The organism is Pantanalinema rosaneae CENA516, from assembly GCF_050753385.1.
Taxonomy (GTDB): domain Bacteria; phylum Cyanobacteriota; class Cyanobacteriia; order Leptolyngbyales; family Leptolyngbyaceae; genus Pantanalinema; species Pantanalinema rosaneae.
This window is the reverse complement of record NZ_JBLZFZ010000002.1, coordinates 158,095-171,382: the sequence shown is the minus strand read 5'-3', so window position 1 is coordinate 171,382 and position 13,288 is coordinate 158,095. Positions and strand designations below refer to the sequence as shown.

The 13,288-nt window shown below is 47.7% G+C and carries 17 protein-coding genes; 11 read left to right on the top strand and 6 right to left on the bottom strand.

Translation table 11 applies throughout. The features are described 5' to 3' along the window. Positions 1–487 precede the first annotated feature (487 nt). Positions 488–1,186, top strand: coding sequence for a response regulator transcription factor (locus tag ACN4EK_RS01760; RefSeq protein ID WP_431655644.1), 699 nt, complete (start codon positions 488–490; stop codon positions 1,184–1,186). Positions 1,187–1,236: 50 nt separating this feature from the next. Here ACN4EK_RS01760 and ACN4EK_RS01755 read toward each other — a convergent pair whose 3' ends face one another. The 5 genes from ACN4EK_RS01755 to ACN4EK_RS01735 all read right to left on the bottom strand — a co-directional run bounded on the left by ACN4EK_RS01755 (position 1,237) and on the right by ACN4EK_RS01735 (position 5,176). Continuing rightward, on the bottom strand, positions 1,237–1,857 hold the full coding sequence (locus ACN4EK_RS01755; RefSeq protein WP_431655643.1) for a chromophore lyase CpcT/CpeT: 621 nt from the start codon (positions 1,855–1,857) through the stop codon (positions 1,237–1,239). A 21-nt stretch (positions 1,858–1,878) separates the two neighbouring features. Further along, entirely contained in the window at positions 1,879–2,409 is a 531-nt protein-coding gene (locus tag ACN4EK_RS01750; RefSeq protein ID WP_431655642.1) for a phycobiliprotein lyase, read from the bottom strand. 8 nt (positions 2,410–2,417) lie between these two features. Next, positions 2,418–3,176, bottom strand: a complete 759-nt coding sequence (locus ACN4EK_RS01745; protein ID WP_431655641.1) for a phycobilisome rod-core linker polypeptide — start codon at positions 3,174–3,176, stop codon at positions 2,418–2,420. Positions 3,177–3,487: 311 nt separating this feature from the next. Beyond that, a complete protein-coding gene (locus ACN4EK_RS01740; RefSeq protein WP_431655640.1) occupies positions 3,488–4,348 on the bottom strand; it encodes a phycobilisome rod-core linker polypeptide in 861 nt (286 codons plus the stop codon). Positions 4,349–4,594: 246 nt separating this feature from the next. After that, positions 4,595–5,176, bottom strand: coding sequence for a phycobilisome protein (locus tag ACN4EK_RS01735; protein WP_431655638.1), 582 nt, complete (start codon positions 5,174–5,176; stop codon positions 4,595–4,597). 225 nt (positions 5,177–5,401) lie between these two features. On the opposite strand from ACN4EK_RS01735, the gene ACN4EK_RS01730 reads away from it, so the two are divergent. From ACN4EK_RS01730 to ACN4EK_RS01720, 3 genes are all read left to right on the top strand, one after another. Continuing rightward, positions 5,402–5,647, top strand: coding sequence for a hypothetical protein (locus ACN4EK_RS01730; RefSeq protein ID WP_431655636.1), 246 nt, complete (start codon positions 5,402–5,404; stop codon positions 5,645–5,647). 132 nt (positions 5,648–5,779) lie between these two features. Further along, positions 5,780–6,439 (top strand): HEAT repeat domain-containing protein, encoded by a 660-nt coding sequence (locus tag ACN4EK_RS01725; RefSeq protein WP_431655634.1) that lies wholly within the window; start codon positions 5,780–5,782, stop codon positions 6,437–6,439. Positions 6,440–6,666: 227 nt separating this feature from the next. After that, positions 6,667–6,873 (top strand): hypothetical protein, encoded by a 207-nt coding sequence (locus ACN4EK_RS01720; protein WP_431655633.1) that lies wholly within the window; start codon positions 6,667–6,669, stop codon positions 6,871–6,873. Between the two features lie 169 nt (positions 6,874–7,042). Here the strand turns inward: ACN4EK_RS01720 and ACN4EK_RS01715 are convergent, their stop codons facing one another. Continuing rightward, entirely contained in the window at positions 7,043–7,831 is a 789-nt protein-coding gene (locus tag ACN4EK_RS01715; RefSeq protein WP_431655632.1) for a pentapeptide repeat-containing protein, read from the bottom strand. Positions 7,832–7,940: 109 nt separating this feature from the next. Between ACN4EK_RS01715 and ACN4EK_RS01710 the strand changes: the two genes are divergently transcribed. From ACN4EK_RS01710 to ACN4EK_RS01680, 7 genes are all read left to right on the top strand, one after another. Continuing rightward, positions 7,941–8,558: a phycobiliprotein lyase gene (locus tag ACN4EK_RS01710; RefSeq protein WP_431655631.1), complete on the top strand. Its 618-nt coding sequence runs from the start codon at positions 7,941–7,943 to the stop codon at positions 8,556–8,558. Positions 8,559–8,653: 95 nt separating this feature from the next. Next, complete coding sequence (locus ACN4EK_RS01705) at positions 8,654–9,385, top strand: 15,16-dihydrobiliverdin:ferredoxin oxidoreductase (RefSeq protein WP_431655630.1); 732 nt, start codon at positions 8,654–8,656, stop codon at positions 9,383–9,385. A gap of 44 nt (positions 9,386–9,429) precedes the next feature. Then, entirely contained in the window at positions 9,430–10,194 is a 765-nt protein-coding gene (locus ACN4EK_RS01700; protein ID WP_431655629.1) for a phycoerythrobilin:ferredoxin oxidoreductase, read from the top strand. A gap of 60 nt (positions 10,195–10,254) precedes the next feature. Continuing rightward, positions 10,255–10,494 carry a hypothetical protein gene (locus ACN4EK_RS01695; protein WP_431655628.1) on the top strand — a complete coding sequence of 80 codons (240 nt, stop codon included), beginning with the start codon at positions 10,255–10,257 and terminating at the stop codon, positions 10,492–10,494. A 36-nt stretch (positions 10,495–10,530) separates the two neighbouring features. Continuing rightward, positions 10,531–11,445: a HEAT repeat domain-containing protein gene (locus tag ACN4EK_RS01690; protein ID WP_431655626.1), complete on the top strand. Its 915-nt coding sequence runs from the start codon at positions 10,531–10,533 to the stop codon at positions 11,443–11,445. A 691-nt stretch (positions 11,446–12,136) separates the two neighbouring features. Further along, entirely contained in the window at positions 12,137–12,691 is a 555-nt protein-coding gene (gene cpeB / locus ACN4EK_RS01685; RefSeq protein WP_431655625.1) for a C-phycoerythrin subunit beta, read from the top strand. A gap of 67 nt (positions 12,692–12,758) precedes the next feature. Then, positions 12,759–13,253: a globin family protein gene (locus ACN4EK_RS01680; protein WP_431655624.1), complete on the top strand. Its 495-nt coding sequence runs from the start codon at positions 12,759–12,761 to the stop codon at positions 13,251–13,253. Positions 13,254–13,288 lie beyond the last annotated feature (35 nt).

The following is a 13,288-nucleotide window of genomic DNA, read 5'->3' as shown; positions in this document are numbered from 1 at the left end:
TTAGCGGGAACTGCTCCGAACCTCTGTAGAATTAGAGGATCGCATACTTAGAGTAAGGAAACGGGTAAGAGAATGGTAAAGAAACCGGAAAGAATGAAAAGATTTCATATTTTTTAAAATTCTATTTTCCGAGTAAAACATTTTTCAAGAAAATGGTAAAGAAATCGGAAAGAATCTGGTGAGGTGAATGAATTTGACAATTCAAAATTTATCGATCAGCACTTTAGGTAATAAGCAGAACTAATTAGTATTGAATAGATGTTGTTGGTAACTGGCACAGTCAGTATGTTTTTTCTGATAAACGTAAAATTAATTATGCTGTTGGTCGAACTTAACATGACTTTAATTTTAGACAGCATTTAAAGGGCAAATTCTTGTAAAATTAGGTTGTGATGAGTAATACATTTTTTCGATCGTTGACAAGCGAGCTAATCAAAGCTGGTTGCTTGCTAAACCGTGGCAATCTATTCTCCTTAACCTTCACACGATGAGGATTCTCTTGGTTGAAGATGATGTGCGTCTGGCAGAAACGTTGGCAGAAGCACTAACCGATCAGCACTATGTTGTTGATGTCGCTAGTGATGGAGAAGTTGGCTGGCATCAAGTGAAAACTCTGGACTATGATCTGCTGTTGCTAGATGTGATGTTGCCTGAGTTAGATGGCATTAGCCTGTGTCATCGGTTGCGATCGCATGGCTACAATCTACCAATTCTGATGCTGACGGCTTGCGATACGATTAGTGACGAAGTTACTGGGTTAGATGTCGGTGCCGATGACTATGTGATTAAGCCTGTAGATCTGCAAAAGCTATTTGCCCGAATTCGGGCGTTACTGCGACGTGGGAGTGTCACCGGATCGCCTATTCTGGAATGGGGAAATTTACGGCTCAATCCCAATAACTACGAGGTCAGCTACGGAAAAACCTTAGTACATCTCACTCCTAAAGAATATGCACTCTTAGAGTTACTGCTGCGGAATAGCCGTCGTGTACTTAGTCGCAGTGTAATTATTGAACATGTTTGGTCACTAGAATCGCCCCCAGAAGAACATGTGGTGAAAGTGCATATTCGTGGGTTGCGGCAAAAGCTGAAAGCGGCTGGAGCTTCGGAAGATTTAATCGAAACAGTTCATAGTCGCGGCTATCGTCTCAATCCCTTAGAATGCCAGGTGAAACAACAGCATTAACCTTTTCTAGCACCCAGCACCTTCAAAACACATTCCAGGCAATTGTGGATTTAGCTCATTGGTACTTCATGGGCAAAACTCTGACGCTTTTCAAAGCATAGTGGACCATGCTCTGACCCCCAAACCTGTTGGTGAGTATTGATGTCCATACCTCTGTCCAAGCTAACCCAAGTAGTTTCTGTAATTTCGACTGAACTATCCAGATAGGTCTGACACCCATTTTTTTCAATCAGGCAACGGTTGCCAGGTTCAACACTGCCTCGAAAGCGATCGCCCTCCCATTTAAACACCATCGAGCAGTGATAGCGTCGTTCGATACAATCGGGAGTGATAGTTTGCAGAATGCTTAACTCTCGTGCGGCCCCCGCATAGATCAACGCATTCTTTAAACTATAGTTTTCAATGTAAATTTGATCACCTTGATCAACTAAGCGGTGAACTCCCTGACGATAAGGTAGCCATAGATCATAGTCATACACTTGTTCTGAATAAAACCCGATTCCAGAGAAAAATTCAAACGGTAAGGGGCGAAAGAAAATATGAATATGGGCGTAATCTTTAGCATTTCCTAACGCCTGCTGGTAGTTGCTAAAATCCCCAGCCATCCAATAAGCTAACCTGATTAAATGGCTGGTAGTGGCATCCGAAGACGGTAACGGAGTAAGTGACATAGCGAGATGAATCGAGAAGGCTTAACGCTGACTTTGCCGAATTTCGGAGGAAAAAGAGGCAGTCACAACGCCTGTCCCTGCACTCGTTTTGATCAAAGAAACGCGACATCGTACATCTGGATTAACAAACCAGATTTTCTCTTCCGCTGCGGCTCGATCGTAAGCGGTAACTAGCACAAAAGTGCCATCCTCAGTCAATGTATAGTCGCCTGCGGCTGCGATCGTTTCAGCATAGCCTTGATCACGCAATAGCTTGCCCCGATTTGGCTGAACTGGATCGGGAACAGGGACTAAAACGCAAGTGCCTTTGACAGCTTCACTGTCATCCCAGTCCGATTGCCCTTCCCAACTCATCCGAAAGGGAGATACGGCTGACTCTGGATCAACCTCATAGGTTTTGCACAGATCGAGTACCGCTGGATCTGTGATGGATAGGGCAACAATATCAATTTCGGATTGAATCGCTTCAAAGTGACCAAAGGCTAAATGATGGGCACTCCGCTGCGATCGCCAGTGCCCGATCGAACGCGCCACAAACTCCGTAATATCCATCAATCTGCCTAAGCGACTTCAGTCACACTGAGAATCTTGCCGCCAGTTTTCTGCAAGCTTTGGAGCTTTTGGGAGAGCTGGTTGTAAGCCACATCAAATGTGGTAGTTCCTTGAGTCACCCGAGGTCCATAATTCGCCTTAGCCACAACAATCCGAAAGCGTTTTCCGGTATTACCAGCCGCCCCTGAACCGCCCGTAGGCGCAACAATCCGGGTGGGTAAGTTACCACCAATGTCACTAATTAATTTGGCGGATTTACCAATATCGTTGGCAGCAAATCCGCGCATCAAGGCAAACGTGCGGTTAAAGCTGACATTCTTCATCCCAGTTTGAGTCTGATTACCCCGCGCAAATGGCACAACCCGATCGCCAAAGGCTTGGATATATTCCGCACTATCAAGGTAGGAATTGATTTCAGCCGCATAACCGTGATTGTTATAAATCTGCACATGCTGCGAGATTTCCGCTTGATCCTGCGGGGCACGACCCAAAAGATGCTTAAAGTTCAATTCCACAAACCGATAGGGAGAGGAAGTTTCAAAAAACAGTGATTGATACAAATCAGACTGAGCGATCGCCCGCACAAACTCTCTCACGGTAATATCACGGTTCCGCAATTGAGATTCGGCATGGGTTAGCCGTTGATTATCCATCACATGGGCATTTCCCAAAACTTGCCGATAAGCTGCCCGAATCACTGCCTGAAGATCATCTTCTGTAGCATTAGGACGCAATTCGATCGCCTCAGCCTCAATCCAAAGTGCCATATCTCATTCTCCCAAGTAGTTTTTGACGGTGTGTTTATTGAAGGATGCTATTGACTCAAAAAGATTCCATCTAAATTAGTTTGCTAAGCCCTCTAGAGTTAGGGACCTGGGTAGCTTGACTCCCCTCAGAATTGCTACGGTGTACACAGATGCCTGATAGAGTCGCAGATTCGGGTTTGATCCCCCTAAATTCCCCTTGTTAAGGGGGACTTCAAACAGCCATTGACCTGGTTTCCTCCTTGTTAAGGAGGGCTAGGGAGGATCGGCTCGATTTATGTGTACACCCATAGCCTCACAATTGGGGCATTCACTTAAACGGCCGTGATACTGGCAATCACTCCGCCCTGGCGATGAATTCGCTGATAAGTGGCAGACAACTCACTGAACGGCACTAAATACACCTGGTTGCTACGCCGGAACTGCGACACCGCTTTCACTGTCTTACTGCGGTAGCCTGTCACCTCAATCCGGTAGACCTTACCCTTGTCATCTGCTCCTACACCTAACCGCGTTCTCGCACTACCACTCGGATCTGAGAACGTCGCGCCACTACTACCTGGAGAGACAACGGCGGTGGGAATCGCTTGAATCACTAGCGCATTCAGTCGCGGTGAGGTTCCAGCCAGATTCCCCTTTAAGCTGCTGCTAGAGGCTCCCCGTACCAACTGGAACGTGTGAGTAAACTGCACCAGACTTTGACATGCCTCACTCTGATAACCGCGAATGTAAGGCACAATATTCTCGCCAAAGGTCGATTGATACTCGTCACTATCAACGTAGGCATCAATCTCCGCTTCAAAGCCCTGGGTATCGAGAATCGTGCTGTGATGACGCATTTCTTCCAGGTCGCGGGGTGATCGCCCCAACAGATGGCGGAAGTTGAGTTCGATCGCCCGGTAGCGGGCACAGCTAGTAAAGAAGCGAGCGCGATAGAGGTCAGACTGGGCAACGGCACGAACGAATTCCCGCACACTCAGGTCACCCCGTTTGAACTGGGATTCAGCCACTGTAAGGCGTTCACTGTCCATGACGTAGGCATTGCCGAGGACTTGGCGGTAGACGGCGCGAATCACCGTTTCGGCAGTATCGGGGGTGTCACCGGACACCCATTCAACGGGTGGGGTTTCATCGAACAGGCTCACCCCTAAACGAGAAGCAGGTCCAAAAGGCATGGATGTTTTCTCCAGAAACGTACCCAGAGACCGGAGGGCGGTAATGATTCCAGACCTCTGTAGAACTAGAGAATCGCATAGCCAGAGTAAAGAAACCGGTAAGAAAGTGGTAAAGAAATCGGAAAGATGAGAAAACTTAATATTTCTTAAGGTTTCTCGTAGGGTAAGTCATCTGCTTTGGTTAAATGCCTGAAGAGGGCGCACAGATCATGCGCCCAGAGCTTCAAACAGCCTATGAATCTATGTTTAATGGAACTGTTTCAGTTGTTCAATTAGAGGGTCGAAGTAAGGAGTAATCTGAGGCTGTTGTTCTGGCTCTAATCGCTGCAAACTGGCGGCTTTAATGTTCTCCAGCCCAACGATCATGGCATCCAGGGGCACATGCAGTTCCTGATACAACAGATTCATATAATGCAATCCTTCTGGACTGGTGTAGTCGGTGCGATCGCCCGCAATCCCATAGGTGATGCAACGCAGAAAATGCCAGAAGTCGCGCCAACAGGCATCAGCTCGCTCCGGCGGATACAAGCCACCACCGGGTTGAGTAATCGTCGGGAATGTGGTTAATAATTGAGCGCGAGCTTGATCAACAATTTCCTGGACTCGATCGCGCAATTGTTGAGCTACAGGCACAAATGTCGCCATTGCTGGAACCTGCTGCTGAATCTGCTGGAAATCTTCATCCGTGAGGTAGCGACCTTGATCATCCGCCAGTTGGAAGCGTTGGATGATGTCACTTGGATGAGTATCTTGCCAGGTAGCGAAACTGACGATGCGGGCTTTTTGAATCAGTTCCCGAACTTTTTCACTCAGCTGTGGTTTGGTCATTGTTAAAGCTTGATCTGAACATTACATTTTATCCTGCCTGACCCTGCCAGTACTTAATTTCAGCATCGGTTGGGGCGATCGTGACTACAAGAAGCTGACCTTTTGATAGAGTTCATCAATATCACTTGTCAGTATCACTGTAACTAGATGGTCTTGGAAGCTCACATCTGCCGTTGTGATGCTTTCTCTAAGACAATGCAGTGACTGAATAGGAGTGTTATTAACATGACTGGACAGATGTGCTGGCTGTCTAAATTTGGTGGCAATGGGGATTTAATTCTCCACCTAAGGTTTGAACCCCATCAGCCCTGGAAACCCTATACTCAGTTTGCTGGACTTGCAGTGCCAGACTACCCCATCCCCGGAGCCTCAAAAGGGTTTGCCACCTCTCAAAAACTATTAGCTGAGAATTGGAAATTGCTGTCGGCGGAACAAGCTAAAGCCACGTTTGACCCTCGCAAGACGGCTTAAGCTCATCAGGCAGTAGCATTAGCTCGAAATACCGGAATGAGACTGGGTAAAAAATGCAGATCTCACACTTGTTTCTTTTCCATAGGAGTATCTTCAGGTCTAAAGTGGAAACAATGTTGACGATCTGCACCTATGGACCTGAATCAAATTACAACCAATCTGCAAAATCCGGATTTTCAATATCGGATTAAGGCGATCGCAGCTCTCAAAGCCTATACGCCAGAGATAGCTGTACCGTTACTAACCAAGCATGTCTATGATCCAGAGTTTTTAGTCCGAACCTTTGTCGCTCGGGAACTTGGCAGACAACAAACCTCAGAATCTCTCGCTAACCTGCTGCAAATCATCCGGTTTGATAACACTCCCAATGTAAGAGCCGAAGCCGCCAATTCGTTATCGTTGTTTGGCAGAATTTCCGTCAGTTATCTCGTCCAAACCTTTTTTACCGATGATCATTGGCTCGTCCGTCGCAGCATTTTAGCCGCTTTGGTCGAAATGGACTGTCCAGAGGAGGTGCTGGAGGTTTGCGGGTTAGGGTTGGGCTGTGACGATGCCGCCGTACAAGAAGCGTCGGTTGAGGCATTGGGGACCCTAGCCGGGTCGCGGCAGTCAGAGGCAGCGCTGACGCTCCTCCTCACGCTCAAAGAGTCTGAGTTGGACTACATTCGGGTCAAGGTGGCTTACGCGCTCAGAGGGTTTGCTACCCCGGCAGCGAGAGCAGCCTTGGCGCAACTGAGACAGGATAGCCATCATCGGGTGGTGGGAGCGGCGATGGAAAATTTGGTGTCTTAACATCGCCCAGAGTGCAACCTCATGTCTGGATTAACAGCCCAAAAGTACCTCCAGAGGACGAGTTTTCCTGCATCAGATCACTTTACAGTGGATTTGCTTGTATATAGCCATTTGGTGAAAACGTCTAGATTTCATGTCATCTTCTTTACAGAATTTAACGTTCAAATTGGCAGAATGAGACAGGGCAAAGTTTGACTTGTTAAGGTTGACCCGATCGGGAGAACACTATGACTGATATTCCTACTGGTGGCGAAATGCTCTGGAAGCTGGAAGGCGACGATCGCGTCCTCCATCTACGCCATAATTCCTCTGAACCCTGGCGACCGTATGAGGAGTTTCCGCAATACGTCTTGCCCGATCCCGATGGCTTTTCTAAAGGAATTGCGACGTTTCTCGCCTTGTTGAAAAAAAATTGGACGGCAATGAAATCTTAAGAGAACGTTTTGAAAGGATTAATGTAATTCACTTGCCCCCTAAATCCGCCAATTCTGGGGGACTTTGAATCCGGTTCCCCCCAGAATTGGGGGGCTAGGGGGGCAGTTCAGGTCACTATCTTGCCTCGTTAAACAACCTCTCAAGCAGGTTTGCATCAGGCTCCCATCCTTATTCACTTAAACTGGCTAACGTTGTTTTCAGGGTTAAGGGATGGCGAGTGGCTAATTCATCCGCAGGGTAGCTGAGTAAGCGCGATCGCAGGGCTGCACTTAACCCTTGAACTAAGCTAAAGTCGGCTCCAGCCACGCTCTCAAGCTGATCAAATTCAACTTCAGTCAGATCAGCGGCTCGCAGATCCACTCCCGCTAAATTGGCTCCCTGCAATCGCGCCTGACAGAGTAATGCACCCGTCAAACTGGCTCCCCGCAAGTCTGCTTGTACCAACCGGGCACCGCTTAAGTTGGCTCCAGTCAAATCGGCTCCACCCAAATAGGCTCCCAGTAAACTCGCTCCTTGTAAATCGGCAGATCGCAGGTTCGCGGTATTTAGTGGGGCACCGTTGAGATTTGCTCCTGGTCCGATCGCCCCTGAGGATTTGTAGGCAAAATTGGCGGGAAAACAAGTTTGCGTATCATATAGAGCCCCTTTTAGCCTGACATCTGTTAAATCCGCTTCGCTCAGATCCGCTCCCCGCAAATCAACGCGATACAGGCAAGCCCCTTGTAAATTTGTATTCTGCAATACCGCTCCACTTAAGTCTGCTCCTCTTAAATCGGCTCCACTCAGGTTGGCGTGACTGAGGTTAGTTTGACTCAGATTGGCTCGAATTAGGGTCGCTTCCAGTAGATTCACAGTCTGTAAATCTAGCCGACTCAAATTGACCTGGTATAAATCCGCTTTGGTAAACGATTGTCCGGCTTTGAGGGCAACCACAATGTCTGGAATAGTTTTTGGCATTGTGTTGGTTAAGAGGGACTGTAGTTGTGACATGATGCTGAAGTGAGGTTTCCCTGTCTACAATTTTAGAATTGTAGCGTTACCACGATCGGTTTTTATTGAAGACAACTTGAGTAGAGGTGAATATATGGGGTTTGTGCCACCCATGACCATGATGGACTTTTTTCGGAAAAGTGCAGGCATCTGGTTTACTCAACGGACTGTCCATCACTTTGATGCCGTGACGGATGAATCGGGAGAGTCCAAATTATATGTGCAGGTGGTGGATGCCAGTGACTCACGAATTAAATCAATTTGTGAATTGCAGGGGATTGATCCGACGATCGCGGCTGGAGGAGCCAGTTTTATGTGGCAACCGCATGAAGCAGAACAACCTCCCGATGCCGATCACGCGGCTGTGTTAGTAGATATACCTGACGATGAGACGAGGCAATCTGGCAAGCTATTACGGAATCAGGGATATGTAGAAAAGATTCCCGTGGTGAGTCGGTATTGGTTTGGCAAGGATGGCATTTTGACGATCGACACCGATTATGAAAACAACCAAGGTCAGGAACGGTGCTGGTTTATTACCGATGATTTTCGCGTCCGGGTCAGCACAGTGCGAATGCTGAATGGCATTTATTTAATGACCTATTGCTCGGAGCGGCGGTATGTTACCGATGCCGACTTAGCGGCGATGATTCAATCCAACCAGTTCAAAATAACGGCATCACTGTCACCCTAATTGTTAAGGATCGTTACTTTGTTTCTCAGATTCGAGACGGCACGTTTGTCAGTCCCTTACGCTCCAAGGATCAAGACATATTCGCCGCTCAATTTATGTATCAACCTTTTTTGCTGCACTTGAGACAGTCATTGTCTCAACGCTTTGAGTTGCAAAATCGTTCGATTCCAGCAGGGCTAGAACTTCGGGTGAGCGATCGCGGTAAACACCCTGCCACAATTCAAAGCTGGTGTTATCAATGTCCTGAACTCCGGAAGATTCGCTACACCTATATCGATGCGGGTGCCAGTGCCCAAATTTTTAATAGTGTGATTTATCCCAGTCACCACTATGATTTACCGTTGCTAGGGATTGATTTTCTCTCCTTCGGGCAGGTGAAAAACCTGATTGTGATGGACTTCCAGCCGCTATTTCAGGATGAAGCCTATCTCGCTAAATACATCCACCCACTAAAAACATTGCGCGATCGTTATCCTGATCTGGCACAGGATCTGGAAATGAAGTTTTACGATGCCAACCAGTATTTCTCCAAATACTTACTGTTTGCCAAAACAGATGCAGCGACAGTGAAAACGCGAGTGTTTGCAGCCTTTCAGGATTATCTGAATCTGTACTGGCAAATGCTGTCGGAAGCAGAAGTACTCGATCGTCCAGCCGATATTCGCCGAGTTGCCAAAGCCCAAACAGATTACGACCAATACAGTGCCGATCGCGATCCCGCCTCAGGATTATTCAGTAGTTACTTTGGGCATGAATGGTCAGAACGATTTCTGTATGAATTCTTGTTTGAAGAGGCGATCCCGTTTGCTGCCGTCGCGGCTGGATAGGCGGCTTGTCCAATTACCCATCATCTGATTTCTGACGACTTCCCATGACCCTCTACCAACCATTTTTGGATTATGCGATCGCCTGTTTACAGGAGCATTTGGATTTGCAACCCTACCCTATTCCATCTGGGTTTGAGTCGAAATCAGCGATCGTGGGCAAAGGCAAACATCAAGAGACGATCCAGACCACTAGCTACGCCTATCAGTCGGCAAAACTGCGACAAATCCGCGCGGCTCATGTTCAGGGAGGTGATTCCCTTCAGGTCTTGAACTTCGTGATTTTTCCCCACCTCCACTACGACCTCCCCTTTTTCGGTGCAGATCTGGTGACTCTACCGGGCGGTCATTTAATTGCCCTGGATATGCAACCCTTATTTCGCGATCGTCCGGATTATCAAGCGAAATATACCCAGCCAATTCTGCCGATTTTTGAGGCGCACCAGCCGCATTTACCGTGGGGCGGTGAGTTTCCCGCCGAAGCTCGTCCCTTTTTCTCACCCGCGTTTCTATGGACACGTCCGGAGCAAACTGAAGCTGTGACAACCCATGTCTTTGCAGCGTTTCAAGACTATCTCCAAGCGTATCTCCAGTTTGTGGCTCAAGCCGAACCCATTACGGCCCCCCAAGCGCTTCAGGAAATTGAACAGGCGCAATTGCGCTATTTGCGATATCGAGCCGAGAAAGATCCAGCCCGAGGCATGTTTACCCGGTTTTATGGAGCCGAATGGACAGAGGAATACATTCATGGTTTTCTGTTTGATCTGGAACGCCAATTAAGCGATTGTAAAAGTGCCGCGATCGCAGTTTAAGATCAAAAAAGAAGATTGAGCCATAGATGTTTAGTAAGTTGCATTAAGGAATAGATTGATATGACAGATACGACTGAAATGCAGGCGATCGAGCAAGCTAGTCCGGAGGAACTGGCTGAAATCATTCGTGAATTGGAACAATACCGGGAACGCCTGGTCAACGATACTCTATCAATGGCACAACGAGCCAAAGTGATGAAAGCCCAAGCTCTAGCTGCCCTGGAACCGAGTCTGGCTCAAATTGATGCCAACCTGGAAGCATTGCGCCAACGGCAATCTATGCTGCTGGCTCGCCAGTAAATCGTTGTTCTAGTTCTTGATCTCAGAGAATTCGTGATGAGCCAATCTCTTAACTCCAAAGCGCCAGCCGTGGATGATATTACCCAGCGGATTCAGGATGAAAACGATGCACTCCTGCAACAAGTTGATGAACAAATTACCTTAGACACCCTGAATATTACCGATCACTTACTGTTAGAACGATTGGTTGAGGGGTTGGGTGATCCGCGCGGATTAATTCGCTTACGTTTTGCCGAAACGTTAGGTGAGATTGGTGAACCTGCGACACCATTTTTGGTCAAAGCCTTAGCCAATCATGCCAATGTTGTGGTGCGACGAGCCGCCGCTAAAACATTGACGATTATCGCCGATCCGGCGGCTGTACCTGCGTTACTCCATGCCTTTCTCAACGATGAAGATACCGTTGTCAAAGGTTCATCAGCCGGGGCATTAGCCAGGACAGGAGAAGCGTCTGTACCGGCGCTGCTGGAGATTCTAGCCTCTCCTGAACATTCCGAGGATATTAAAGGTCATGCAGCTTGGGCATTGGCATTTATTGGCTCTGAAGCCGCAGATTACTTGTATGCCGCCTTAAATGATGCCTCTTTAGATGTTCGCTGTGCGGTGATCGGCGCTTTAGGTCATGTCGCTCAGGAGCAATCGGATGAACGAGCGTGTAATTTGCTGATTTCAGTTCTCACTGATCCAGAACCACTAATTCGGACAGAAGCGGCGGCGGCATTGGGTCAGGTAAATTATCTCCCAGCCATTCCACACTTAATTTTGGCGCTGCAAGACCCGGATTTAGATGTCAGGAAAGCCGCGATTAATTCTCTGGGTAAATTAGGTGATCCCTTAGCCTTAACACCGTTACAGGAATTACTTGATGATCCGCAAGATGTGATTCGAGTTCTGGCGAAACTCGCGATCGCGCAGATTGAGCGTCAGTCTGAGGCTAAGGATGATTGGTGATGTGGTGTCTCTGGAGTTAGCTGATGATGCGCGGTGATGCGTGTCACAATTCAGCTGGCTAATTCTACCTCTATGATCAATAGGTTTGAATTGGAACTTGTTTAGGCATGGGAATTAAATCACTCCGCATCTTTCTGTACGGGCGCGGCATTTGGTAGAGATCTCTGGGATAATGGCAAGAACTTTCTACCAAATGCCACGCCCCTACGCAAATCTACATCTTAATCAATCTGCAATCCTTAAATATGCCAATTCTATTGGGTTGTGGCTGTATTTAGCGAAAGTTAAATATGGTCACAGTTAATTTTGTCATTTTAAATTGATCTAGAAGTTGCCTCACTTAGAAGTAGGAATTTATTCAAGTGTAGTTCCTGGCGTAGGGGCGTGGCATCGGTAAAGAGTCTTTGCGATCGACCCAAAATCCTGTGCTGGATGCCGCGCCCGTACAGGTCAAGGGTTAAGTTATTCAAGTTATTTCATTCTCATTTCTTTAGGTGTAACCAGAGCGATCGTTGTAATAATGCGAGCGATCGTTCTGTTTTTTTTGTAAAGCAATCAGAGAAATATTAAGGATTGTTGCTTTGTTTTTCATAATTGAGACTACAATCCGCTTCATCTTTTATGGTCTTTATTGTCTTGTTCAACTAACAAGCAAAGAGTTTTTACAGACACTATTTTTAAGGAGAGCGAAATGCTTGACGCTTTTTCCAGAGCTGTAGTCTCAGCAGATGCCAGCACCTCTGTGGTCGGTGACATTAATGCCCTCAAAGCATTCGTTGCCAGTGGCAACCGTCGTCTGGACGCTGTGAACGCCATTGCTAGTAACGCTAGCTGTATGGTTTCTGATGCAGTTGCCGGAATGATTTGCGAAAACCAAGGTTTGATCCAAGCCGGTGGTAACTGCTACCCCAACCGTCGGATGGCGGCTTGCCTCCGGGACGCTGAAATCATTCTTCGCTATGTCACCTACGCTCTGTTAGCAGGCGATGCTTCTGTGCTAGACGATCGCTGCTTGAATGGTTTGAAAGAAACCTACGCGGCATTGGGTGTACCCACCACCTCTACCGTGCGTGCCGTTCAAATCATGAAGGCTCAAGCTGCTGCTCACATCAAAGACACTCCCAGCGAAGCGCGGGCTGGCGCTAAACTGCGTAAAATGGGCAGCCCAGTTGTAGAAGATCGTTGTGCTAGCTTGGTGGCTGAAGCTTCCAGCTACTTCGATCGCGTGATTGCGGCTCTGAGCTAATTGATCTCAACGGCCTGAGACTCAACAAGAACCAACCATTCACTCTATATATTGGGAGACTTAAGACATGAAATCTGTTGTTACTACCGTAATTGCGTCTGCTGATGCGGCAGGTCGGTTCCCCAGCACCTCGGATCTGGAAGCGGTTCAAGGTTCCATTCAGCGAGCCGCAGCCCGGTTAGAAGCGGCTGAGAAGTTGGCTGGTAATCTGGATAACGTTGCTCGGGAAGCGTATGATGCTTGCATCAAGAAGTATCCTTACCTGAACAATGCAGGTGAAGCGAACTCCACCGATACCTTCAAAGCGAAGTGCATGCGTGATATCAAACACTACATGCGCCTAGTTCAATACTGCTTAGTCGTAGGCGGTACAGGGCCTCTGGATGAGTGGGGAATTGCGGGTCAGCGTGAAGTGTATCGCGCTCTAGGTCTACCCACGGCTCCCTATGTGGAAGCCCTCAGCTTTGCTCGGAACCGGGGTTGTGCTCCTCGCGATATGTCGGCTCAAGCATTGACTGAGTACAATGCCCTGCTGGACTATGCGATCAATTCTTTGTCCTAGTTGATTCGTAGCATATCGATTGAGTAACAGGGTAG